The following is a 23,526-nucleotide window of genomic DNA, read 5'->3' on the forward strand; positions in this document are numbered from 1 at the left end:
GCTCTAATATATGTGCCCCGCTGGTTGGTATCTTGGGGCCATGCCCACCCTCACCGTCGTCGGGAATTGCCAGGCGGAATCGACCCGCAAGCTGCTGATGAGCAGCGGAAAGTTCGAGTCTGAACGCATCAAACCCGTGCACGAGCTCGCCGCCGAGGACATGGGGTGGTTCAACGAGCTGCTCGCGCGCACCGACGTCCTGGTCACCCAGCCCATCCGTGACGGTTACCGCGGCCTGCCCGTGGGCACGTCGCAAATGCTCGCGCAGCTGCCCCAGGGTGCGGTCCACGCGGTGGTGCCGGTGCTGCGTTTCGACGCGCTGATGCCGTACCAGGCAATCATCCGCGACCCGGCGGAACCGTCGCTGAGCCCACCTGTGGTGCCTTACCACGACCTGCGCATACTCGCCGCGGCCGCGAACGGGCTCGACGAACCGGTGGACGCTTCCCCGTCGCCTGCGGCGTTGCGACGTGCGGCGACGATGTCGGTGGCCGAGATCCGCTCCCGCGAGCAACGCCACTTTTCGGTGGTGATTTCGGATTACCTCGAAACGATCCCCGTGTGGCACACCGTGAACCACCCCGACAACGCGACCCTTCGGGTCCTCGCGCAGCGCGTTCTTTCCTCCCTCGGGATCAATGGCGAAGTAACCTCCCCGGATTACGAGATGCTCGGCGAGCTCGACGCCCCTATTGAGCAGGCCTCCGCAACAGCGCTTGGCGTGCAGGTGGCGGGCCGCACCCAATGGGTTCATCGGACAAAGGGAGCAATCTCTCGCGAGGAAATACAGTCGCAGCAGCTCGAGTTTTACCGCCGGCGCCCCGCACTCGTCGCCCACGGAATGCAGCGCCACGCGCAGCGCCTGACCAACCTGGGGCTGGCATGAAGCACCTTATCGTCGGCCCCGACGGCCACGGCGTGACCGACTACGCCCTGCAGCTCGCCAAAACCCTCGGTGTAGTTGGCACCGATGTCGTCCGGGAGGAAACCTTCTCCGATACAGCGCTGCCTGACGGGCCGATCCACGTCACGTTCACCGACCACATCTTCGGGGCGTCGCCAAGCGAGGCCGTCGACGCCCTGCTCGCGCGCGTGGGCGAGCGCCCGCTGTCGGTGTCCTTTCACGACATCCCGCAGCGGGAGGAAGGCGCCGAGCGCTACCAGCGCCGCGCCGACGCGTACCGGCGCCTCGCCGGCGCGGCCGCGCTGGCCACCGTCAACTCCGAGCACGAGGCAGCGTTCTTTGACGACACCGCGACCGTCATCCGCCTGCCCGTCCCCCGCGTCGACTCCTCTTTCAACCCGGAACCAGGCACCGTCGGCATTCTCGGTTTCCTCTACCCGGGCAAGGGCCACGAAGACCTCATCGCCGCTCTGCGCGGCACCGGTTACCGGCTCCGGTTCCTCGGTTCGGTGTCTGCCGGCCACGAAAAATGGGCGCGCGGGCTGGAAAAGGACGCTGAGATCACCGGCTGGCTGAGCGACGGTCAACTAGCCCGGGAGATCGGGCGCACCGCGGTTCCGGTGTGCGCCCACCGCCACTTCTCCGCCTCGGGTTCGCTGATGACCTGGCTCGGCGCGGGCCGAAACGTACTGGCCAGCGATTCGCCGTACACACGTGAGATCGACGCCTGGCTGCCCGGACGCATCACCCTGGTCAGCGACGGCGACTGGTGCCGCGCCGTGGACAACTTCACCCCGCGCACCATGGAACCCCCGCGCTACGGCTGGGATGAGGTCGCCGCGGCGTGGCGGGAAGCGTGGGCGGCATGTGGCCTGACGTAAGCGTCATCATCCCCTATTACGACAACCCAGAGGGCCTGCGGGAGGTGCTCGCCGCCGTGCGCGCCCAGGACTACCAGGGGCGCGTAGAGATCATCATCGCCGACGACGGTTCCCCCACGCCTGCCTCCCAGGAGCCTTCGCTTGCCGACGCCCTGTCCAACGTGGTCCTCGTCCGCCAGGACGACCTGGGGTTCCGCGCCGCCGCCGCCCGCAATCTCGGCGCCGCAGCCGCCACCGGCGAGGTGTTCGCCTTCATCGACGGCGACACGGTGCCGCAGCCCGGTTACCTCACCGCCGCAGTCGCCCACGTGCAGCGCAACCGCCGGGCGGTGATCGTCGGGAAGCGTCTCACCGGCCCTGGCCTGACCGAGCCCCGGTGGCTTACCGACGCATGGGCGGCCACCGGCAACATGTCCCGCGCTGACTCCACCAGCTGGCGCTACGTCATTTCGGCAGTGCTGACGTGCTCGGCGAATTTCTTCCGGCACATCGGCGGGTTCGACGCGGACTTCGTCGGGTACGGCGGGGAGGACTGGGAGTTCGGGTGGCGGGCTTGGAACGCGGGCGCGCAGCTCGTGCACGAACCCGGCGCGGTCGCCCACCACCCGGAGGAGGACTTCGGCGGGCGCCACCGCGACGTGGCGGAAGAGACGCGGGTGAAAAACATCGAGACTCTCGCTCTCGCTCGCCGAATCACCCACCCCATCGCGCGCCCGGCTGGCGTCGTCTTTGACATGGCGGACGTCGCGATCGTGGTCCCCGAGTTCGATCAGCCCGGTGCGGCCGAGGCGGTCATTGCCTCGTGGCTGCGTATTGACGCCCACGTCTACGCGCCGGAAAAATCCGCGCTATTCGCCTCTGATCCACGCGTGTCCACGGGTCCGCCCGGCGCGGAACGCATCCGCGTCACGTTGACCGAGGCGTGGGCGTTGGCCGACGCTGAGATGTTCTACCGTCGCGCCACCGACCGCTTTTTCCAGCTGCCCGACGGCACTGAGGTTGCCACCGCGCGGGCGCTCGCCCTGACCTCTCCGCGGACGCGGGCCTCGGGTGCGTGGCTGGGCCTCGCATTCCTCGACGACCCGCAACGGCTGGAACGGGTTTTCGCGGGCTGGTAAATGCCCCGCTACGCCTCCGGAAGCTCCGGGGCGACACCGGTTTTCTCGTACTCGGCGAGGATGTCGATGCGCCGCTGGTGGCGCTGCTCGTTGGACCACTCCTGCCCGATGAAGGCGTCGACGATGGCGAGCGCCTCCTCCTCGGTGTGCATACGGCCGCCGATGCCGATGAGCTGGGCGTTATTGTGCTCGCGCGCGAGGCGGGCGGTCTCCTCCGACCACGCCAGGGCGCAGCGCGCCCCCTTGACCTTGTTCGCCGCGATCTGCTCACCGTTGCCGGATCCGCCCAGCACGATACCGAGTGAGCCCGGGTCGGCGACGGTGCGTTCGGCGGCCGCGATACAGAAGGCCGGGTAGTCGTCTGCGGCGTCGTACTCGTGAGCGCCGCAGTCCGTCACGTCGTGGCCAGCTGCCTCGAGGTGAGCCTTGATCTGGTTCTTCCGCTCGAAACCGGCGTGGTCTGCTCCAAGATAAATGCGCATGCTCGTTACTGTACTTGCCTAGACCCGCGGGTCCTCGGTCCGGGAGCGCTTGATCTCGAAGAAGTGGGGGAAGCCGGCCAGCGTGACGGAGGCGTCGAAAAGCTTGCCCGCCTCCTCCCCCGTGGGCACGCGGGTGATGACAGGCCCGAAGAACGCGGTGTCGCCGAGCTTGAGTACGGGCGTGCCCACATCGTCACCGACGGCGTCCATCGCAGTGGCGTGGTAGCCGCGCAGCAGGTCATCGGCATCGGTAGTGTCTGCGACCTCGGCGCAGGTTGCGGGCACCCCGACCTCATCCAGTGCTGCGGCGACGATGTCGCTGTACGCGCCGTAGCCCTTCTTCCCGCCCTGGTGTTGGGCGTGGATCATGGTGCCCATCGCGGTGTAGAGCTCGTCGACCTTCCCGGGATGTTCCTGCTTGACCTTCGCGAAAACACGGGCCGGGCCCCAGGCCGCCTCCATCGCGGAGAGGTAATCCGATGGCAGGTCGCGGCCGTCGTTAAGCACGCTCAGCGACATAGGCACCCACTCAACCTCGATGTCGCGCACCTTCTCCACCTCCTTGATCCAGCGGGAGGTCTGCCAGCAAAACGGGCACGTCGCGTCGAACCAGAAAGTCACTTGCTCAGTCATGCACCCCAGCCTAGTGAAATCGGGAACCGGAGTAGCGTGGGTCACTATGAAGACGAACCTTTCGCGTATCGACGCCCAGGCCCGCGCCGCCCTCATCTCGGGTGTGCACTACGACATCGCCCTTGACATCACCGGCGAGGACACGTTCACCTCCACCACCACGGTGCGGTTTAGCTCCCAGGCGGGCGAGACATTCTTTGACCTCGTGGCGGACAGCTTCAGCGCCACCCTCGACGGCGCGCAGCTGAACGGGCGAGAGATGGCGCTCACGGAGGGCGAGCACGAGCTGGTGGTCACCGCCACCTCCGCCTACAACCGCACCGGTGAGGGCCTGCACAAATTCACCGACCCGGTCGACGGCAAGGACTACCTCTACACCCAGTTCGAGCCGGCGTACGCGATGAAGGTGTTCGCGTGCTTCGACCAGCCGGACATCAAGGCCACGTATTCCGTGGCCGTCACCGCACCCGAGCGCTACGTGGTGGTGCTCAACGAGAAGGCGCATCGCGACGGCGATACCTGGTCCTGCGAAATCACCTACCCGCTGTCAACCTACCTCGTGGCCGTTTGCGCCGGCGAGTACGTCTCCGTCCACGACGCCTACTCCGACCAGCACAAGGACATCGAGCTGGGCCTGTACGCCCGCGCGAGCCTAATCCAGCACATGGATTCCGACCGCCTGTTCCGCCAGACCAAGGACGGGTTCGCCTACTACCACGAAAACTTCGCCACCCCGTACCCCTTTGGCAAGTACGACCAGATCTTCTGCCCCGAGTACAACATGGGCGCGATGGAGAACGCCGGCGCGGTGACTTTCCGCGACGAGTACATCTTCACCTCCGAGCCCACCCCGCACAAGGTGGAGCGCCGCAACGACACGATCCTCCACGAGATGGCGCACATGTGGTTCGGCGACCTCGTGACCATGCAGTGGTGGGACGACCTGTGGCTCAATGAGTCCTTCGCCACGTGGGCGTCGGCAATCGCGCAGACCGAAATCGGTGAGTACCCCAACGCGTGGGTCACCTTCGCGGCCATCGAGAAGGCGTGGGCGTACTCCCAGGACCAGCTCCCGTCGACCCACCCGATCGCCGCGGACGCCCCCGACATCGAGACCGCGGAGCAGAACTTCGACGGCATCACGTACGCCAAGGGCGCCTCGGTGCTCAAGCAGCTGCAGGCGTACGTGGGCCGCGACGAGTTCTTCGCCGGCGTGCGCGAACACTTCCGCAACCACGCGTTTTCCAATGCCACCTTCGCTGATCTGCTCCGCGCGCTCGAGGCGGCCAGCGGCCGGGACCTTTCACATTGGTCCGAGCAATGGCTGCGGACTACGGGCGTGTCGCGCCTCTACCCCGAAATCACCGCCGACTCCTTCACCGTGGTGCAGGAGTCCGACGTCCAGCGCAGCCACCGCGTCGGCGTGGGGCTGTACTCGCTTATCGACGGCCAGGTCACCCGCACCCACCACACCGAGATTTTCATCGAGGGTGAGCGGACCCCGGTTCCAGAATTCGCCGGGGTCGAGCACGACCTCGCCTTGGTCAACGACGGCGATCTCACCTACTGTCTCATGGGGTTGACAGAAGAGCACATGGCGTTCGTGCTGAAGCACCTAGGCGCGATCGCGGACCCGATGGCGCGCACCCTGTGCTGGTCGGCGGCGTGGGAGGCAACCCGCGACGGCCGGTTGCCGGCACGGGAGTTTGTCAAGCTGGTCGCCGCCAATGCCGCGACCGAGGATCAACCGACGGTGCAGGAGCGCCTGCTCAACCAGGCCGTCACCGCCGCAACCCTCTACGTCGCCCCCGAGTGGCGCGATGAGGCCACCGACATCCTCAACAACGCATTCCGCGGCGCCGAGCCAGCTCTCATCTTCGACCGCGCGCTGAGCCGCCTCCCGCTTGACGACGCCTCCGCGGCGCACCTCTCCGGGTTGCTTGAGACCTCTACCAACCAGGAGCTGCGCTGGTTGGCGCTGACCGCCCTCATCGCCCGCGGCAGGCTGGGTGTCGAGGCCGCCGAGGCCGAGACCGACCCCTCATCCGAGGGCGCCGTGTCGCGTCTGCGCGCCAGGGCCGTCGCCGACAAGCGCTGGGCGTGGGAGGAGATCACCACCGGCGAACGCTCGAATCTCGAACTGCGGTACTTGATGGACGGACTGACGTTCAACAACACGGGGCTGGAGGGGCTCAGCGACGAGTACCTCCGGATCGCGCCTGAGCTGTGGGACCGCCTGTCTAACGAGATGGCCCAGCGCACCCTCGAGGGTGTGTACCCGATGTGGGACATCTCCCGGGAGGCCGTGGAGAAGGCCACTGCGCTGCTTGCCCGCGAGGACCTCACCTCAGGCCTGCGCCGCGTGTTGTCCGAAGGCCAGGACCGGGCTGTGCGAGCGCTGCGCGTCCAGGCGGTCGATGCGGCCGCCGCCGCTGCCGCCGCCGCTGCCGACTCTGTGTCAGAGCGAAGCTAGGAGGCGACGCGCAGCAGGGCGGCGTCAGGGCGCAGCACAATGGTGGCGAACGCCACCGTATCCTGCCCAACCAGCACCTGCCGGGCAACGCGCTGCAGTGGGGTGCTGACGGACAGCTGCAGGTGCCCGCGCTCCGCGTCAGAGGCGACGGACGGGGTAATGATGTCTTCGCAGCCGTGCTCACCCTCCATCGATTCGCACCGCAGGCTGCTACCGGCCACGCAGTCCTCCCGCGCAGGGCGGACGAAGACGGTTTCAAAGAATGCCGGGGCACCGTCGGCGTAGTGCAAGTACTCGCGCGCGGCCACGGCGCTTTCCTCTCCCAATCCGAACGCCACGGCGGCGATGCGCGGGGGGATCCGCTCCCCGGCGTAGATCTCCTCGGAGCGCACAGCGACACCGTGGTCCTCCAGCTGGGCGAGCAACCCACGCTCGCCACAGAGATTGACCACGGGCGGGAGGGCGCGGGCGAATGTTCCCCCGGCGCGTCCGCGGCGACGGTCGATCATCCCCTCGGCCTGGAGTAGGTCGAGGGCGTGGCGGACGGTCATACGCGCGACACCGAACTCCTCAACGAGCTCCCGCTCCGGAGGCAGCCTGTCGCCGGATTTCAGCTCTCTCGCCTCAATTCGTCGACGGAGTTCCTCCGCGATCACGACGTAGGTCGGCTTGCGTGCCATCCGCTCCTCCTCTTGAATGCCGCTCAACTACGCATAAACATTAGTGCATACCTACGGCAAAGGAGGTGTTCCCCGGTCTTACAACTGCGCGAGCGCATGCTCCAGGTCGGCGATGAGGTCCACCTCGTCCTCGATGCCCACCGAGATGCGCACGAGTTCGCGCGGCACTGCCAGCGCAGATCCCTCCACGGCGAGGTGGGTCATGGTGGCGGGGTGCTCGATGAGGCTCTCGACGCCGCCGAGTGACTCGGCGAGACAGAACAGCTTCGTCGTCCGGCAGAACGTCGTCGCCTGCTCCTCGGTGCGGAAAATGACCGAGACCATACCCCCGAAACGCGTCATCTGCTTCGCGGCAACCTCGTGGTTGGGGTGCGATTCGAGCCCCGGGTAGCACACGCGCGCAACCGTCTCGTGGCCCTCGAGGAACCGCGCCACTGCCTCGGCGTTGTCGCAGTGACGGTCCATGCGCACACCCAGCGTCTTCAAACCCCGGGCGGTGAGGAAGGCGTCGAAGGGAGACGGGATCGCACCGACCCACCCGAAGAAGAACCGCAGCTGCTCCTCCAGTTCCTGGCCTCGGGCGCACACCACGCCCCCGATGACGTCCGAGTGCCCGCCGATGTACTTCGTGGTGGAATGCACGACTAGGTCGGCGCCCAGCTCGAGGGGCTTCTGCAGATACGGTGAGGCGAAGGTGTTATCCACCACGAGGCGAGCTTCGCCCTTGATGTCGGCGATGGCGCGGATGTCGGCGATGGCCAGCAGCGGGTTAGTCGGGGTCTCCACCCAAATCGCCTTGGTGTTGTCCTGAACCGCGGCCTCAACTGCCGCGACATCGGTGATGTCCACCACCGAGTTGGACACACCCCACAAGGTGAACACCTGCTGGATCAGGCGGTACGTGCCGCCGTATGCGTCGTTGCCGATGATGATGTGGTCGCCGGGCTTGAGCAGGACGCGCAGCACGCTATCGATCGCGGCCATGCCGGACGAGAACGCCACGGCGAAGTCGGAGCCTTCGAGAGCCGCGACGGTGTCCTCGAGCGCGGTGATCGTCGGGTTGCCCACGCGCGTGTACTCGTAACCGTTGCGTGTGACCGCAAGGTCGTCCTGAGCGAACGTCGTGGAAGCGTAGATCGGAGTGTTGATGGGCCCGTACAGGCTGTCGGGCTCGTAGCCTGCGTGGATGGCAGCGGTGGAGAAACCGGAGGGCACTGGGATTCCTTTCCTCGGCGTAGATATGCTCCCGCGATACTAAACCACATCTAGACCAAGCTGTTCATTATGGCCGATTAATATGCACGTACACTCGTGCCCATATGAGTTGGTTACATTCTGCTTCTGTCGATCTCGCCGCTACCGCCACAGTGAACGAGGCCGTCGATTCCGTCAACACGTGGTGGCAGGACCCCGCGACCCAGGAGAATCTGCTTGAGCGCCCTCTGAAGATTGCCCTCATCCTCATTGTCGCGTTCGCTGTCCACTTCGTCCTCTCCCGTGTGATCAAACGCGCCGCGAACCGCAGCATCCACAAACCCGGTGGAACGCTGGGTTTGCGTCGGACCGCGGTCCGAGAGGACACCCCTCAGGCCCGCGCGCAGGAGGGGCGTCGTCAAGCACGCATCCGTACCCTCTCCAACGTCGGGCGGTCGGCAGCCGCGATCGTCATCTGGGTGTGGGCCGCCCTGGCCATCCTCAGCGAGATGGACGTCAACGTCGCGCCGCTCATCGCCTCCGCCGGTGTCGCCGGTGTCGCCCTCGGTTTCGGCGCGCAGTCGCTGGTCAAGGACTTCATCTCCGGCATTTTCATGCTCCTGGAGAACCAGTACGGCGTGGGCGACTCGGTGAGCGTGAATGGCGTCCAGGGCACAGTGGAGGACATGACCCTGCGGGTGACCACGCTGCGCGACATCGACGGGGTGCTCTGGTACATCCGCAACGGCGACATCAACCAGGTGGGCAACCAGTCCGACACCTATTCCGTGGCCCGGCTGGAGATCCCGGTGTCCCTCGCCGCGGACCCGAAGCGGGCCGCCAAGGTCATCCTCACCGCGGCCCGGGCATCCGCCAACGACCAAGCGATCCGGCCCAGCGTCATCTCCGAGCCCGAACTACTCGGTGTGAGCACCTTCGCCACGGACCATATGACGTACCGGGTCACCCTCAGGACCATGCCGGGTGACCAATGGAGCGTGGCGCGGTCCATGTACGAGGACATTTTGGAAGCCTTGCACGAGGCCGGGGTCACACTTCCAGGAACCCAGCCCGTGGTAATCAAGTACCATCCGGACAATCACGGCGCAGGCACGAGTCGGAAGGAGCTGCCCGAACATGGAGATCACGCGACCGGGACAGGAAAGCGATAAGACCCTCTACGATGAGCTCGGGGAGGACTTCTTCGCGCGCCTCGTCAGTGGCTTCTACGCAGGTGTCAAGGAAGACGATCTGATCGGCCCGATGTACCCGGAGGGCGACTGGGAAGGCGCCGAGGACCGGCTGCGCTGGTTCCTCGTCCAGTACTGGGGCGGGCCCCACACATTCAACGCGGAGCGCGGCCGACCCATGCTGCGCAAGCGCCACTTCCCCTTCTCCATCGGTGAGGCGGAGGCGGAACGCTGGCTGGCGCTCATGGAGACCTCCCTGGACCAGTTCGGACCCGATGAGCTCAGCGAACAGCACCGCGACATGCTGTGGAATCACATGCAGCGAGTCGCCTACATGATGATCAACCGCTAGTACTACTTTTTTGGCCAAAACCGCCCCGCACCGGTGGCGCGCTTTTTAACATGTGTCCATGCCAACCGCATCAACCATGCCAGCGCCCCATCTCATCGAGCTTCTGCCCCGCCTGCTCGCCTCCGGTGAGACAGTCGCCCCCTGCGCCGTCGTGGACGTCAGCGCCTTCGACCACAACGCCGCTCGGATGCGCGAGCGGTCCGTCGGCCTGCCGATTCGCGTCGCCTCTAAGTCGATCCGCAGTGTTGCGGCGTTGCGCCGCGCGTTAGAGCACGACGGCTACCGGGGGATCCTTTCCTACAGTGTTCCGGAGGCCATCTGTCTCGCCCGCGAGGGATTTAACGACATCGTTGTCGCTTACCCGTCCGTAAACACGCTAGCGCTTAGGGAACTCGCCGCAGATGCGCACCTGCGCCGCGAGATCACCGTCATGGTGGACTGCACCGCTCACCTCGACCTCATCGAGGCAGCCGCCGCCGGGGCCGGTCCCGTGCGCGTCTGCATCGACATAGACTGCACCCTGCGCCTGCCCGGGCTGGTCATCGGACCGCGCCGCTCGCCCGTGCGCACGCCGGAGCAGACACGCGCCCTTGCCGAGGAAATCCTGCGCCGCCCGCAACTGCGCCTTGTCGGGCTGATGGGGTACGAGGGACAGGTCGCCTCCGTCGCTGACGCCGAGATGGGCGCCGCGGGCGCGATCAAACGCCTGCTTCGCGGCACTTCCATGGCGCAGCTCGTACCGCGCCGCGCCGACTGCGTGGCCGCAGTGCGCGAGATCGCCGACCTGGAGTTCGTCAACGGCGGCGGCACTGGCTCGCTCGACGTGAGCGCCCGCGATGATTCCCTGACCGAGCTCGCCGCCGGCTCCGGTTTCTACACCCCGGTCATCTTCGACCACTTCGACGACATCGACCACGTCCCGGCCACATTCTTTGTCTGCCAGGTGGCCAGGATCCCCGGGCAGCGGTGGGCGACGGTGAATTCCGGCGGTTGGATCGCCTCGGGCCCGCCAGCACCTGACCGCGCACCTGTGCCCGAATACCCGGCAGGCCTGAAGTACTCGGCCACCGAGGGCGCCGGGGAGGTGCAAACCCCGCTGCACGGCAGCGGCGCAAAGGACTTGAGCATCGGCGATCCGGTGTGGTTCCGCCACGCCAAGGCCGGCGAAATGACCGAACACGTCGACCGCATTGTCGCGGTCAACTCCAACAGCTCCTACGAAGAGTGGGACACCTACCGAGGAAAAGGATGGACCCTACGATGAGCCGCACTTTAAAGACTGGAAAGTTCCGGAACTGGTCCGGATCGGTTACCACGTCACCCGATGCCGTCCACTACCCCACGACCATCGACGACGTCTCCGAAATTGTGCGTTCCCTGCCGGCCGGACGCACCCTGCGCCCCGTCGGTAGCGGACATTCATTCACCCCGGTCGCCGCGGGTAACCACGCCATGATCAGCCTCGACAACATCTCGGGCGTGGTCAACGTCGACCGTCAACGCAAGCGCGTCCGCTTCCTGGCAGGCACCCGCCTGCACCTGATCCCCCAGCTTCTCGCTCCCTTCGGCCTCGCGCTGGCAAACCAGGGCGACATCGATGTCCAGTCCGTCGCGGGCGCCATTTCCACGTCGACGCACGGCACGGGCATCAACTGGACGGGCTTCGCGGGCACAGTGACGGGCATGACGCTTGTCGACGCCTCGGGCGACGCCCGCACCTATTCCATCGACGACGATCCCGAGTTGCTGCGCCTGGTCACCGTGTCGTTGGGTTCGCTCGGCGTGATCGTCGAGGTGGAGATGCAGTGCGTCGACTCGTTCGACCTTCTGGCCGTCGAGGGCGCGGAGAAATTCGACGACGTCCTGGACACGTGGGAGGAACGCACCCGCGCCGTCGACCACTTCGAGGCGTTCTGGTTCCCCCACACCGACCGCGCGATGGTCAAGAGCAACACGCGCCTCGCCCCGACCGCTCCCGCGCCCGGCGGGGAGCCGAAGGCGCGGACCTGGCTGACGCGCACCATAGAGGAGGAGGTCATCGGCAACGGCGTCTTCGCCGCCTCCATCGCGTTCACCCGCCGAATGCCTACAGCAATTCCCCTGCTCAACACCTTGTCCGCTGGGGCGATGGGGGCAAGCTCCTACCGCTCCCGCGCCCACGAGGTGTTCGCATCCCCGCGCCGCGTCCGCTTCCATGAGATGGAGTTCGCGGTTCCGCTTGGCGACGGCCCCTCAGTGGTGCGAGAGCTCCGCAGCGAGATCGACAGACGCGGCTGGCTCATCCCTTTCCCCTTCGAGCTGCGCTCCACCGCGGCCGACGACGTCGCTCTGTCCACCGCCACGGGCCGCGAGTCCATGTACATCGCCATCCACGTACCGAGGGCGACGAACCCTTCTGACTACTTCCCGTACCTGGAGTCCATCCTCCGCGCCGCTGGCGGACGGCCGCACTGGGGCAAGATGCACACCATGCGCCGCGAGGACTTTTCCGCGATCTACCCGCGTTTCGACGAGTTCTGCGCCCTGCGCGAGGAGATGGACCCGACCTGGAAGTTCGGCTCGGATCACCTCCGGAAGGTTTTCGGCTAGAGAAGTGCTACTGCGTTAGACGAACAAACCGAGGGACGTCGTGTGGTAGACCGTCCCGAACGGGGCGTCGACACGCACCCACCGGCCCGCAGTCGAAACGCGCAGATGGCGCGGCACATCCACCGGGGCGGCGAATCCCGGAATCAGCCCGAGCGCGGTGCAGGTGAAGATCATGCGCATCGGGATCTCCACGGGCTGTCCCGCAGCGGACTCCGCGTCGGCCGTCAGTACCGTCTGATTCAGCAACGAGGCAGGCGGCCCGAGGGGGCCGGAGAATTGGCGGGCCAGCGCGCGACCGTCGTCGGCAAGCTGCCGCACCACCGTCACCGGAACGACATCGCGTTCGGTGAAGCCGCTGCGCGGGGGCAGTGCCCCGGGCCAGCTGGGGTCGCGGGGCGAGCCGACCTGGGTGGACCCGGTCTGCAGAGCGTTGAGGAGGTCGCTAGCCGCGACAGCTGCCCCGTCGCGGGAAACCTCCCCGCGGATGCGGCGCGAGGCGACGCACTCGAACGGGGTGGTCACGAACACGTCAACGGATTCGCTGTCGAACTGGGCGAAGCGGGCTGTGGCCGATGCGTCGAGCCCGACCGCCCGTCCGACCAGCGAGATGAGCCCTGGCCCCCCGCCAATGACGCGGAGGGACTCGGGCGTCACTCTCCTTCCCCGGTTCCACCGCTGGTGAGAATCCCCAGCTCCTGCTGAGTGATCGCGCGCGGGGTACTGGTTTTTGTATCCACCACGACGAGGACGCTGGTGACGGTGCAGCACACGCTGCCGTGCCGGTCAATAATGTCCTGGCGGGTCGTGAACGAGGTGTTGCCCACCTTAATCACTTCGGTGCGCACCCGGACGTCGGTTGTGTCCGGCATGATCGGGCGGTTGTAATCGGCCTCAATGTGGCGGACGAACACCGGCAGTGAGCCCGCGGCGCCGAAGAACTCGTTGGAGAAGGCAATGCGCGCCTCCTGGGCGTACTCAACGTAGACGACGTTGTTCACGTGCCCGTAGCGGTCGAAGTCGTCCCATCGCACCGGCAAGGTGATCTCGTGTGTCTTGTGCGTTGCGGTCTCTGCCATGCTTTTCTCCTAACGGGTGAGTCGACGGTGGGTCACGCGCGACGGTTTCGCGGCGTCCTCGCCCAGTCGCTCAATCTTGTTCTTTTCGTAGTCGCCGAAGTTGCCCTCGAACCAGAACCACTTCCCTTCTTCCACGTTGCCCTCCCAGGCCAGGATGTGGGTGCAGGTGCGGTCAAGGAACCAGCGGTCGTGCGAGATGACCACGGCGCAGCCGGGGAATTTCTGCAGAGCGTTCTCCAGCGAACCGAGTGTCTCCACATCCAGGTCGTTGGTCGGCTCATCGAGCAGGATCAGGTTTCCACCCTGCTTCAGTGTCAGAGCCAAGTTAAGGCGGTTGCGCTCGCCACCCGAAAGCACCTTGGACGGCTTCTGCTGGTCAGGGCCTTTGAAGCCGAACGCGGACAGGTAGGCGCGCGACGGCATCTCGTTCTGGCCGACGTGGATGTAGTCGAGGCCGTCGGAGACAACCTCCCACACCGTCTTCTCCGGGTCGATGTTGGCGCGGTTCTGGTCCACGTAGGACAGCTGAACGGTCTCACCCACGTCGACGGCGCCAGCGTCCGGCTGTTCCAGACCGACGATGGTCTTGAACAGGGTGGTCTTGCCCACGCCGTTCGGGCCGATGACACCGACAATGCCGTTGCGCGGCAGCGTGAAGGACAGGTCGTTGATGAGGACACGCCCGTCGAAGCCCTTGACCAGGTTCTTCACCTCGACGACCTTGTTGCCCAGGCGCGGCGGCGTCGGGATCTGGATCTCCTCGAAATCGAGCTTGCGGTACTGCTCAGCCTCGGCAGCCATCTCCTCGTAGCGCTCGAGGCGGGCCTTGTTCTTCGCCTGCCGGGCTTTCGGTGAGGAACGCACCCAGTCGAGCTCGTTCTTCAGGCGCTTCTGCAGCTTCTGGTCCTTCTTGCCGCTGACTTCGAGGCGCTCCGCCTTCTTCTCCAGGTAGGTGGAGTAGTTGCCCTCGTACGGGTAGAGCTTTCCGCGGTCGACCTCGCAGATCCACTCCGCCACGTTGTCCAAGAAGTAGCGGTCGTGGGTAATCGCCAGGACGGCACCCTTGTAATCCTGCAGGTGGCGCTCCAACCACAGCACGCTCTCGGCGTCGAGGTGGTTGGTGGGCTCGTCGAGAAGCAGGAGATCCGGCTCGGACAGGAGGAGCTTCGCCAGCGCGACGCGGCGGCGCTCACCTCCGGAGAGGTGGGACACGGGGGCGTCAGACGGCGGGCAGCGCAGCGCTTCCATGGCCTGCTCGATCTTCGAGTCGACCTCCCACGCGTCGGCCGCGTCGAGGGCCTCCTGCAGCTTGCCCATCTCCTCCATTAGTTCGTCGGAGTAGTTGGTGGCCATCTCCTCAGCGATCTGCTCGAAGCGCTGCTTCTTCTCGAAGATGTCGCCGAGACCCTCCTCGACATTCTCGCGAACCGTCTTCTCCTCGTTCAGCGGCGGCTCCTGGAGCAGGATGCCCACGGAAGCGCCCGGATCGAGGAATGCCTCGCCGTTGTTCGGCTGGTCCATGCCAGCCATGATCTTGAGCAGCGACGACTTGCCGGCGCCGTTGGGTCCGACGACACCGATCTTGGCGCCGGGGTAAAAGGCCATGGTGACATTGTCAAGAATGACCTTGTCACCGATGGCCCTGCGAACGTTCTTCATCGTGTAGATGAACTCAGCCACTTGAGATATCCCCTTATGTGCCCTGTGTTGGAAAGAATTCTCCACACAGGGTACATCACGGCCACGTCACCACCCCGCTAGAAGGGAGCTTCCCCCGCCTGCGCACCGGCCTCGGCGAAACCGGGTTCGCTCCCGGATTTTTCGGACGGCGCCTGCGGGGCCATGTCCTCGGCGCTCGTCCGCCTCAGAGTCGTTTCGGGGGCGAGGTCGGCGCCGGTCTTGAGGGCTACCGGCTCCATCCCGTTCGGCGTGTTCGACTGGTTGGAGGTCCGCTGCGAGGACACCTGGTAGTTGCTCAGCTCGAACGAGATCTTGGCGGCCTTCAGAACGATCTTCTGGCGCGTGGCTGGCCTACCCTCCGCGTCCAGCTGCGACTGGTCCGCCCAGGAATCGGTGACAAGTGAACCGATGACTACCACTGGCGCCCCCTTAAACAAAGACGCTTTGGCGTTGATCGCCAGCTGCCCCCACACCTCGACGTCGAGGAAGAGCAGGTCCGTTTCCTGCCAAACTGGCTTCCCGTTCTCACCTGCCTCCCCGGTGCGGTAGTTGCGGGACGACGCGAGGCGGAATTTGGTCAAGTATTTATCGGAATCGAAGTGGAGCATTTCCGGATCGTGGATCAGGTTGCCGGTGACGGTGATATTCATGTGGCTCATTCGCGAGCCCCCCTTTTGTCGAATGGTTGTGGTCGGTTCCCGCGGCATGTGGGCCGCAGTGGTTGCACCATCGCACGCGAGGTCGACGTGGACGGGGAATCGTCGATAAGCCTGTGGACAAACCCCCGTTTATCCACAGATCCAGAACAATTTTCGGCCTTTACTTGCGTTGTGACGGCCCGGCCGAGTAGTGCGACAGCATCTCGTTGTAGCGGCGCCACTCCTCGTCGTCCGTCTCGTCGGCGCGCCTGTCCAGCTCGCGCGTCTCGGCGCGGTCCTCGCGCCACCACAGGTAGAACAGCATCCCGAAGACCACGGTGAGCGGGAAGGACCCGGACGCCCAGGCGATGCCGCCGCCCGTTTTCTGATCGGCAAGCAGGTTCGGGTCCCAGGGCAAGTTAAGCGAGTTGTAGAAGTCCTCGCCCATGACAATGTTGAGCTGCATGAGGTAGACACCCATGAACAGGTGGACGGGCATGGACACCCAGAGCCAGGCGAGACGCACCTTCGCGCTGGCGCGCCCCTCAATGTGGTCGGGCCCGATGAGCTCCCAGAAGTAGAAGTACCCGGAGAGCAGGAACACCCCGTTCATGATCACGTGGCCCGCGTGCTCGGAGATCATCAGCTCGTAGAGCGGGATGGAGATGTAAAGGATGTAGAAGAAGAAGACGAACTGCGCCAGCGACACCGGCGGCCACGTAATCACGCGCAGAAACCGCGAGCGCTGGAAGGATTCCACCCACATGCGCGGGTTGAACTCTCCGGCCGGGTACGCGGCCGCAACCAGGGTCAGCGGCGCGCCGAGCACGAGCAGAACGGGCACGGCCATGGACAGGATCATGTGCACGATCATGTGCGCGGAGTACGACGCCGGCATGTGCATGCCCACGCCCGAGGACAGGGTGACCACGATCGTGGCGCAGCCGAGGAGCCACCACGCGGTGCGCGTGTGGCGCCAGCCGTCCACGCGGCGGACAAGGTGCAGGTAGTAGAGCGCGAACAGCAGCGCGATGACGCTGTAGAGCAGCTCGAAGCGCCACTGGCCCAACCAGTTAGTCACGGTTAGCGGCTCGGTGAGGTTGTAGCCCATCTGCAGCTCCATCTCGCTTAGGTCGATGGTGCGCGGCGGGGGCGGCGGCGTGCGCCCGAGGGTGACGGCGACGCCGGTCACGGCGGCCATGACGAGCACCTCCACTGCGGCGAGGCGCGTGAACGCGCCACGGTCTGTGCCCAGGCGCGGGATGGTGATCGAGCGGTGCGCGTAGCCGAGCAGCCCCAGCACCAACAGTGCGACTGTCTTGGCGATGAGCACAAGCCCGTAGTTGTACTGCAGCAGGTCCTCGGGCCGCACGCGTATCGACGCATTAATCAAACCCGAGATCAGCATGACCAAGAAGGAAAACAGCGCCACCTGCGAGTAGCGGCGCGCGGCGCTTTCCAGGTGCGGCCCCAGCCGACGCCCGTAGGCGACGAGCGCCATGAGCGCGCCGATCCACAGCAGCATGAACACCAGGTGCCAGAGGAAGGAGTTCGTGCCGTAGTCGTGGTCGCCGCCGGTGGCGGAGTGGCCCGTCAAACCCAGCGGCATAATCGTGACCAGAGAGCCGATCAGCAGCGCAACCTGCGCCCACCAGGAGTGGGCGGTTAGGGCGACGACGCCGACGACACCGGCGATGGCGGCCACGCCGAGCCACACCTGCGCATCGGCGACCTGCTCGAGCGCGGTCGCCCACGCCGACGGCGCGAACAGGACCTGGCTCAGCGGGGTGCCGGAGACGTCGGAAAGCACGAGCGGAATCATGAGCAGCGCAATCAAGCACACGCTTAACGACGCCCACCCCGCCGTGCGCGCCGCAATCACCCCGTCGACGCTGAGCCGTGCGCCGTTGAGGTCCTCGCCAGTGCGCCGCGGCGGGATGAGAAATGCCGAGAAGAGGAACGACCCCGCGGCCAGGGCGGCGCACATCCACGCCGTGGCGCGCAGGGCGGGTAGGCCGAAGATGGTCACGATTCCGGGGTCCGGGATGCCGAGCGCGGCGAGCGAGTCGTTGGAAAATAAAGTCGCCACCGTTCCAGCCACGAGCGCAGCGACAAGCAGCGCCGCCCCGTAGAAGGGCCACGCGACCTTGACCGCCGCCGTTGACTGCCTCGTGTGCGACCCGTTGTGTGACATACCTTCACACCATACTTTCGATGGAGGTCGCGGCATAACCGGAAGCAGGACACACCGGCGCGCTGCGCTATACTCTTTAACTCGCACGCTGGGGCACACCCGGGCCGTGCGCTGCCCCCATAGCTCAGTGGATTAGAGCATCCGGTTTCTACCCGGCTGGTCGCGGGTTCGAGTCCTGCTGGGGGCGCTTTTGTCCTCAGTCGCGACATGCTTGACCAACCGGCGCGTGGAAATAATTTTCGTGGGCCGGTTTTTGCTTGTCGAAGAGCTGCCCCGCCGCACCCCAACCCCCCAAACGCGCGATACGTATTCCACGGAGTAAAATCCACATCCCATAAAACGAGAAGAACCGCATAGTGAAGGGATTGGGATTGTGAGTTCAACCGTCGGCACGCACGCGTCCACACCCGCGGTGCCCCAGCAGGCAAGCGCGGCGGAGCGCGCGAAAGTGCGCCTGGCCTCGACCATTGGCACCACCATTGAGTTCTACGACTTCTACGCCTACGCCACCGCAGCCGTTGCCGTATTTCCCTTTTTGTTCTTCCCCAAAGCCGAAAGCGACACCGTCGCACTACTGCAGTCCTTCGCCACCTTCGGCCTCGCGTTCATCGCCCGGCCCCTCGGCTCGATCGTCTTCGGCCACTTCGGCGACCGCGTCGGGCGTAAAGCAACCCTCGTCTTTGCACTTCTCACCATGGGCATCGCAACCTTCATCATCGGCCTTCTGCCCACGTACGCACAAGTGGGCATCTGGGCCCCGGCGCTGCTCGCGCTGATGCGCTTCTGCCAAGGCCTCGGGCTCGGCGGCGAGTGGTCGGGGGCGGCGCTTCTGTCCACCGAAACCGCCGCGAAGGGCCGCCGCGCCTGGGCCGCGATGTGGCCGCAGCTGGGAGCACCGTTCGGATTCCTGCTCGCCAACGGGTTCTTCCTCGTGCTGGTCACCTGGCTGGGCCACACCAGCGGGGACCTTGAAGGCGCGTTCATGTCGTGGGGCTGGCGCATTCCCTTCCTCATGTCCGCGGTCATGGTCGCCGTGGGGCTGTGGGTTCGCCTGAGCATCGAGGAAACCCCGGTGTTCCAGCACGTACTGGCTAATGACAAGAAGGTCTCCTCCCCCATCGCCGAGGTGTTCTCCACCGCGTGGCGCCCGCTGATCCAGGGCACGCTCGTGATGGTGGGGTGCTACACCCTGTTCTACCTCGTGACCACGTGGTTTCTGTCCTACGGCATTGGCTCCGCCGCCGAAGGGGTTGGCCTGGGTATCCCCTACGTCGACTTCCTCAAGCTCCAGCTCGTCTGCATCTTCGGCTTCATGCTCGGCATCCCGGTTGCCTGCCGCCTGGCAGACACCTACGGCCGGCGCCCCGTGCTTGGCCTGACCTCCGTGGCCATCATCATCTACGGCCTGAGCTTTGGCTGGCTGCTCAACCCGGAGAGCTTCACCATGGTCTCCCTCGGGGTGTTCCTGTTCCTCGGAATGGTCCTGATGGGGATGATTTTCGGGCCGATGTCCGCCATCCTGCCGGAGCTCTTCCCGTCCAACGTTCGCTACACGGGATCGGGCGTTTCCTATAACGTCTCGTCCATCCTCGGCGCTGCCATCGCTCCCTTTATCGCCACTGCGCTCAACGCCTCCTATGGCCCACAGGCCGTGGGTATCTACCTCGCCGTGGTGACCGTGATTTCGCTCGCCGCCATCGTCTGGGCACCCGAAACGGTGAACAAGGAGATGCACGAGATCTAGACAGCTAAGGCCGCTTCCCCTATAGTTTCCAGTATGGAAAACAAGGATGCCGCTGTAGCGCTCGAGACCGTCACCCGCGTCCAGACCACCGCTCACCGCACCCAGCCCGCTAACAGAGTGCGCTGGGTCTACGGCGCCCTCATCGGCGCCGCAGCAGGTTTCTGTGTGTACGACTCCCGGTGGGGTGTCGTGGTGGCCCTCGGCCTCCTCGCGGTGGGCATCGCACTCGCCGCCCTGCGCCCCCGCGCTACAGGCGTGCGCCAAGCGGTGCGCCAACCCACCAGTCAACAGCCGAAACCCTCCCCCGTGATGTGGATTCTCCCCCTGCTCCTCCTCGGCTCGATGCCCCTGATCCCGAAAGGCAACGCCGTCTGGGCTGTCATCTTCGGCGTCGCCGCAGCCGTACTAGTCACGGTGACGATGCTGATGGAGGACCGCCGTGCCGCTTGACCCCACCATTCATCCGATCAACCGCCTCACAATCTGCGCGGCGCTGGCCGCCGCGGGAGCGACCGAAAACGACGTGCGCTACGACATGCGCTTTTCCAGGCTCCGCGAGATCACTGAGCTCTCCGACGCCTCCCTGTCCAAACAGCTCACCGCGCTCGAAGAGTCCGGCTATATCACGCGCTTTCGCGAGTACGGTTCCAGCCGGGCGAAAGACACCGTCTGGGTGACCCTGACCGCACGCGGGCTCGAGGCGTTTAACGGCCACGTCGAAGCGCTGCGCGAAATCGCCGCACAGTAGATAGCGCAGTGAAAAGCCCCCCGCTAGCGCGACTTCCTGGGCAGCCCTGCATGCAGATTCTCCACCGTTAAGTACTGCGCGTTCCACAGCACCGCGTTTTTGAGACTCTGATCGTGGCTGAGGCCGTCGACTAGCGTGCGCTTCGTGCCTTCAAGCGCCTTCGGCGGTAGCGCCGCGAGCGCCTCGCCCAGCTCTTCGGCGCGCGCCAAGAGCGCATCTGGGCTGTCCAGCACCTCGGTGACAAGCCCCCAGGATTCGGCGGTGCGGGCGTCGATAGGCTCGCCGGTGAGCGCCAAATTGGCTGCGCGGCCGCGGCCAATGATGTGCGGGAGCCGCTGCAGCCCGCCGAGGTCCGCGGTGATTCCAAGCTTGACTTCCGGCAGGCTGAAGCGGGCATCGAAGCTGCACAGGCGGATGTCCGCGGCCGCGATGAGCTCGAGGCCCGCGCCGATGCACCACCCGTTGACGGCGGCGATCACTGGGATAGGCAGCGCGGCCACCCCTTCCGTCACGGCGTGCATCCGGTCGACAACAGCGGCGAACTTTTCGGGGTTGCCCAGCGCCGGCACAATCTGCTCGGCACTTTCCTTGATGTCGAGGCCGGCGCTGAACACGGCTTCACCGCGCAGCACGAGCACACGGGCATCGCTCAGGCTGGCCAGCACCTGCGGGACTTCCTCCCAAAACGCCTGGCCCATCGCGCCCATTTTGGAGGTGATGGTCAGCGTCGCCACAGCTGCGTTGCGCTCGAGCTTTACCGTCGTTGTATCCACGCCCCTACCCTACAGTTTCTGGCACCTAACTACGTCGCTTTTCAGGCGCACGGCGTCCGGCGTGCGGGTTCACTCTGAAACGGGCTTGGCCACCCCCGCCGACTGTTAAACTGCCCACCATGACAAGCCCCTACCCCCACCTGTTTGAGCCCCTTGACCTCGGATTTACCACCCTGAAAAACAGGGTGATCATGGGATCGATGCACACCGGCCTCGAAGAGGTGGAGCACGGTTTCGATCGCCTCGCAGCCTTCTACGCCGAGCGCGCACGCGGCGGCGCGGGCCTCATTGTCACCGGCGGCATCGCGCCTAACGACGCCGGGCGCACCGTCCACCACGGCGCGCGGATGGCCACAGAGGAAGATGCGCAGCAACATCGCCGGATCACGGACGCCGTGCACGCCGAGGGCGGCAGGATTGCAATGCAGATTCTGCACGTCGGGCGCTACGCCTACCACGACAAGATGGTCGGCCCGAGCCCAATCCAGGCGCCGATCGCGCCGTTCGTCCCGCACGAGCTGAGCGACGCGGAGGTCGAGCAGACCATCGAGGACTTCGTCCGCGCCGCCACCCTGGCCCGCTCCGCAGGCTACGACGGCGTGGAGATCATGGGCTCCGAGGGCTACCTGATCAACCAGTTCATCGCGCGTCACACCAACAAGCGCACGGATCGCTGGGGCGGGTCTTACGAAAACCGCGTCCGCTTCGCCCGCGAGATCGTGCGCCGCGTCCGCGAGGCCGTGGGGGCCGAGTTCATCATCATCTACCGGCTTTCCATGCTGGACCTGGTGCCGGACGGGTCGACGCTGGACGAGGTCATCCAGCTCGCGGCGTGGATCAAGGAAGACGGCGCCGATATTTTGAACACCGGCATCGGCTGGCACGAGGCGCGCGTGCCCACGATCGCCACCTCGGTGCCGCGCGGTGCGTGGGCGTGGGTGACGCGGGAGCTGATGAAGGCCCGCAAGCAAGGCGCTTTCCACCTCCCCCTGGTGACCTCGAACCGAATCAACACCCCCGGCAAGGCGGAGGAGCTGCTCGCACAGGGCTACGCCGACATGGTCTCCATGGCTCGGCCGTTCCTCGCAGACGCGGAGTTTGTCAGCAAGGCCGCCGCCGGCAAGGCCGACATGATCAACACCTGCATCGCCTGCAACCAGGCGTGCCTAGACCACACCTTCTCCATGAAGGTGGCGACGTGCCTGGTCAACCCGCGTGCGGGCCACGAGACCGAGCTGGATATCGCCCCGACCGAGTTGCCAAAGCGCATCGCGGTCGTAGGCGCTGGACCAGCCGGGCTGTCGTGCGCCGTCACCGCCGCGCAGAGAGGCCACGCCGTCACGCTTTTCGACGCCTCCCCCAATGTCGGCGGCCAGCTCAACGTCGCCAGGCGGATTCCCGGCAAGCAGGAGTTCGACGAGACCGTCCGCTACTTCACCAACATGCTTGCAGCCGAGGGCGTGGACGTGCGCCTGAATACCCGCGTGAGCGCCGACGACCTTGAGCGCTACGACGAGGTCGTCGTCGCAACCGGCGTGACCCCGCGGGTACCGGACATCGAGGGCCTTGATCACCCAAAGGTGTTGAGCTATCTAGAGGTCCTGCGAGAGCGCGCGGAGGTGGGCGAGACGGTCGCGATTTTGGGCGCGGGCGGCATCGGCTTCGACGTCGCGAGCTTCCTCACTGAGCCCGAGCGCGACACTAGCCGGGACCCGGAGGCCTTCTTCGACGCGTGGGGCGTGGACACGGACTACACCACCCCCGGCGGGCTGAAGGCGCCCGAACGCACCCGCCCGGCACGGCGTGTGGCGCTCATGCAGCGCAAGACCTCCAAGGTCGGCGAGAACCTGGGCCGCACAACCGGCTGGATTCACCGCGCCGAGCTGAAGTTCCGCGGGGTGGAGATGCTACCCGGCGTGACCTATCGCCGCATTGACGACGCCGGCCTGCACATCACGGTCGACGGCGAAGAGCGCACGCTGGACGTGGACAACGTAGTGATCTGCACCGGCCAGGAGTCGCTGCGCGAGCCCTACGACGAGCTGCTCGCCCGCGGTATCACAGCCCACCTGATTGGTGGCGCGGACGTGGCCGCGGAGCTGGATGCCAAGCGCGCGATCGACCAGGGCACCCGGTTGGCCGCGTCGCTGTGACGGCGGCGTGGGCTGGGCGTCGCT

General features: G+C 65.8%; 22 protein-coding genes and 1 tRNA gene. 13 read left to right on the top strand and 10 right to left on the bottom strand.

What is annotated here, in order from left to right:
- The first annotated feature begins 40 nt into the window (after positions 1-40).
- The 3 genes from G7Y29_RS08395 to G7Y29_RS08405 are packed head-to-tail and all read left to right on the top strand — an operon-like array spanning position 41 to position 2,903.
- The gene (locus G7Y29_RS08395) at positions 41-886 is read left to right on the top strand and encodes a WcbI family polysaccharide biosynthesis putative acetyltransferase (RefSeq protein WP_165004449.1); all 846 of its coding nucleotides are present in this window, start codon (positions 41-43) and stop codon (positions 884-886) included.
- Entirely contained in the window at positions 883-1,785 is a 903-nt protein-coding gene (locus G7Y29_RS08400) for a glycosyltransferase family 4 protein (protein WP_165004447.1), read from the top strand. The genes G7Y29_RS08395 and G7Y29_RS08400 overlap by 4 nt, the downstream gene beginning before the upstream one ends.
- A complete protein-coding gene (locus G7Y29_RS08405) occupies positions 1,770-2,903 on the top strand; it encodes a glycosyltransferase family 2 protein (RefSeq protein ID WP_165004445.1) in 1,134 nt (377 codons plus the stop codon). The genes G7Y29_RS08400 and G7Y29_RS08405 overlap by 16 nt, the downstream gene beginning before the upstream one ends.
- An 8-nt stretch (positions 2,904-2,911) precedes the next feature.
- On the opposite strand, the gene G7Y29_RS08410 is transcribed toward G7Y29_RS08405, so the two are convergent.
- Together G7Y29_RS08410 and G7Y29_RS08415 are read right to left on the bottom strand one after the other, a co-directional pair.
- A complete protein-coding gene (locus G7Y29_RS08410; RefSeq protein ID WP_165004443.1) occupies positions 2,912-3,385 on the bottom strand; it encodes a ribose-5-phosphate isomerase in 474 nt (157 codons plus the stop codon).
- An 18-nt stretch (positions 3,386-3,403) separates the two neighbouring features.
- Entirely contained in the window at positions 3,404-4,018 is a 615-nt protein-coding gene (locus tag G7Y29_RS08415; RefSeq protein WP_165004441.1) for a DsbA family protein, read from the bottom strand.
- 46 nt (positions 4,019-4,064) lie between these two features.
- Here G7Y29_RS08415 and pepN point away from each other — a divergent pair, with 46 nt between their 5' ends.
- Positions 4,065-6,491, top strand: a complete 2,427-nt coding sequence (gene pepN / locus G7Y29_RS08420; RefSeq protein WP_165004440.1) for an aminopeptidase N — start codon at positions 4,065-4,067, stop codon at positions 6,489-6,491.
- Here the strand turns inward: pepN and G7Y29_RS08425 are convergent.
- Together G7Y29_RS08425 and G7Y29_RS08430 are read right to left on the bottom strand one after the other, a co-directional pair.
- A complete protein-coding gene (locus G7Y29_RS08425; protein ID WP_165004438.1) occupies positions 6,488-7,171 on the bottom strand; it encodes a GntR family transcriptional regulator in 684 nt (227 codons plus the stop codon). The genes pepN and G7Y29_RS08425 overlap by 4 nt on opposite strands.
- A gap of 78 nt (positions 7,172-7,249) precedes the next feature.
- Complete coding sequence (locus tag G7Y29_RS08430; protein ID WP_165004436.1) at positions 7,250-8,386, bottom strand: cystathionine gamma-synthase; 1,137 nt, start codon at positions 8,384-8,386, stop codon at positions 7,250-7,252.
- A gap of 104 nt (positions 8,387-8,490) precedes the next feature.
- Here G7Y29_RS08430 and G7Y29_RS08435 point away from each other — a divergent pair, with 104 nt between their 5' ends.
- Genes G7Y29_RS08435 through G7Y29_RS08450 form a run of 4 tightly spaced genes read left to right on the top strand, consistent with a single transcriptional unit; the run spans position 8,491 to position 12,496 of the window.
- On the top strand, positions 8,491-9,537 hold the full coding sequence (locus tag G7Y29_RS08435) for a mechanosensitive ion channel family protein (protein WP_165004435.1): 1,047 nt from the start codon (positions 8,491-8,493) through the stop codon (positions 9,535-9,537).
- On the top strand, positions 9,503-9,907 hold the full coding sequence (locus G7Y29_RS08440) for a globin (RefSeq protein ID WP_165004433.1): 405 nt from the start codon (positions 9,503-9,505) through the stop codon (positions 9,905-9,907). The genes G7Y29_RS08435 and G7Y29_RS08440 overlap by 35 nt, the downstream gene beginning before the upstream one ends.
- 58 nt (positions 9,908-9,965) lie before the next feature.
- Positions 9,966-11,171 (top strand): alanine racemase, encoded by a 1,206-nt coding sequence (locus G7Y29_RS08445; protein ID WP_165004431.1) that lies wholly within the window; start codon positions 9,966-9,968, stop codon positions 11,169-11,171.
- Positions 11,168-12,496, top strand: coding sequence for a D-arabinono-1,4-lactone oxidase (locus G7Y29_RS08450; RefSeq protein ID WP_249399734.1), 1,329 nt, complete (start codon positions 11,168-11,170; stop codon positions 12,494-12,496). The genes G7Y29_RS08445 and G7Y29_RS08450 overlap by 4 nt, the downstream gene beginning before the upstream one ends.
- Before the next feature lie 15 nt (positions 12,497-12,511).
- On the opposite strand, the gene G7Y29_RS08455 is transcribed toward G7Y29_RS08450, so the two are convergent.
- From G7Y29_RS08455 to G7Y29_RS08475, 5 genes are all read right to left on the bottom strand, one after another.
- On the bottom strand, positions 12,512-13,150 hold the full coding sequence (locus G7Y29_RS08455; RefSeq protein WP_165004427.1) for a DUF8185 domain-containing protein: 639 nt from the start codon (positions 13,148-13,150) through the stop codon (positions 12,512-12,514).
- Complete coding sequence (locus G7Y29_RS08460; RefSeq protein ID WP_165004425.1) at positions 13,147-13,572, bottom strand: acyl-CoA thioesterase; 426 nt, start codon at positions 13,570-13,572, stop codon at positions 13,147-13,149. Before G7Y29_RS08460 ends, G7Y29_RS08455 begins: the two co-directional genes overlap by 4 nt.
- Before the next feature lie 9 nt (positions 13,573-13,581).
- On the bottom strand, positions 13,582-15,252 hold the full coding sequence (gene ettA / locus G7Y29_RS08465) for an energy-dependent translational throttle protein EttA (RefSeq protein ID WP_165004423.1): 1,671 nt from the start codon (positions 15,250-15,252) through the stop codon (positions 13,582-13,584).
- Positions 15,253-15,329: 77 nt separating this feature from the next.
- A complete protein-coding gene (locus G7Y29_RS08470; protein ID WP_165004421.1) occupies positions 15,330-15,911 on the bottom strand; it encodes a single-stranded DNA-binding protein in 582 nt (193 codons plus the stop codon).
- Positions 15,912-16,071: 160 nt separating this feature from the next.
- On the bottom strand, positions 16,072-18,084 hold the full coding sequence (locus G7Y29_RS08475) for a bifunctional copper resistance protein CopD/cytochrome c oxidase assembly protein (protein ID WP_196820137.1): 2,013 nt from the start codon (positions 18,082-18,084) through the stop codon (positions 16,072-16,074).
- Between the two features lie 113 nt (positions 18,085-18,197).
- Between G7Y29_RS08475 and G7Y29_RS08480 the strand changes: the two genes are divergently transcribed.
- The 4 genes from G7Y29_RS08480 to G7Y29_RS08495 all read left to right on the top strand — a co-directional run bounded on the left by G7Y29_RS08480 (position 18,198) and on the right by G7Y29_RS08495 (position 20,576).
- Positions 18,198-18,271: transfer RNA gene (locus G7Y29_RS08480), tRNA-Arg, on the top strand.
- 186 nt (positions 18,272-18,457) lie between these two features.
- Entirely contained in the window at positions 18,458-19,828 is a 1,371-nt protein-coding gene (locus G7Y29_RS08485) for an MFS transporter (RefSeq protein ID WP_375542961.1), read from the top strand.
- 33 nt (positions 19,829-19,861) lie between these two features.
- Positions 19,862-20,278 carry a hypothetical protein gene (locus G7Y29_RS08490; protein ID WP_165004418.1) on the top strand — a complete coding sequence of 139 codons (417 nt, stop codon included), beginning with the start codon at positions 19,862-19,864 and terminating at the stop codon, positions 20,276-20,278.
- Positions 20,268-20,576, top strand: coding sequence for a transcriptional regulator (locus G7Y29_RS08495; RefSeq protein WP_249399735.1), 309 nt, complete (start codon positions 20,268-20,270; stop codon positions 20,574-20,576). Before G7Y29_RS08490 ends, G7Y29_RS08495 begins: the two co-directional genes overlap by 11 nt.
- 23 nt (positions 20,577-20,599) lie before the next feature.
- Here G7Y29_RS08495 and G7Y29_RS08500 read toward each other — a convergent pair whose 3' ends face one another.
- Entirely contained in the window at positions 20,600-21,349 is a 750-nt protein-coding gene (locus G7Y29_RS08500) for an enoyl-CoA hydratase-related protein (protein ID WP_165004416.1), read from the bottom strand.
- 119 nt (positions 21,350-21,468) lie between these two features.
- On the opposite strand from G7Y29_RS08500, the gene G7Y29_RS08505 reads away from it, so the two are divergent.
- Positions 21,469-23,502: an NADPH-dependent 2,4-dienoyl-CoA reductase gene (locus tag G7Y29_RS08505; RefSeq protein WP_165004415.1), complete on the top strand. Its 2,034-nt coding sequence runs from the start codon at positions 21,469-21,471 to the stop codon at positions 23,500-23,502.
- Positions 23,503-23,526: the final 24 nt, after the last annotated feature.

The organism is Corynebacterium qintianiae (assembly GCF_011038645.2).
GTDB lineage: Bacteria > Actinomycetota > Actinomycetes > Mycobacteriales > Mycobacteriaceae > Corynebacterium > Corynebacterium qintianiae.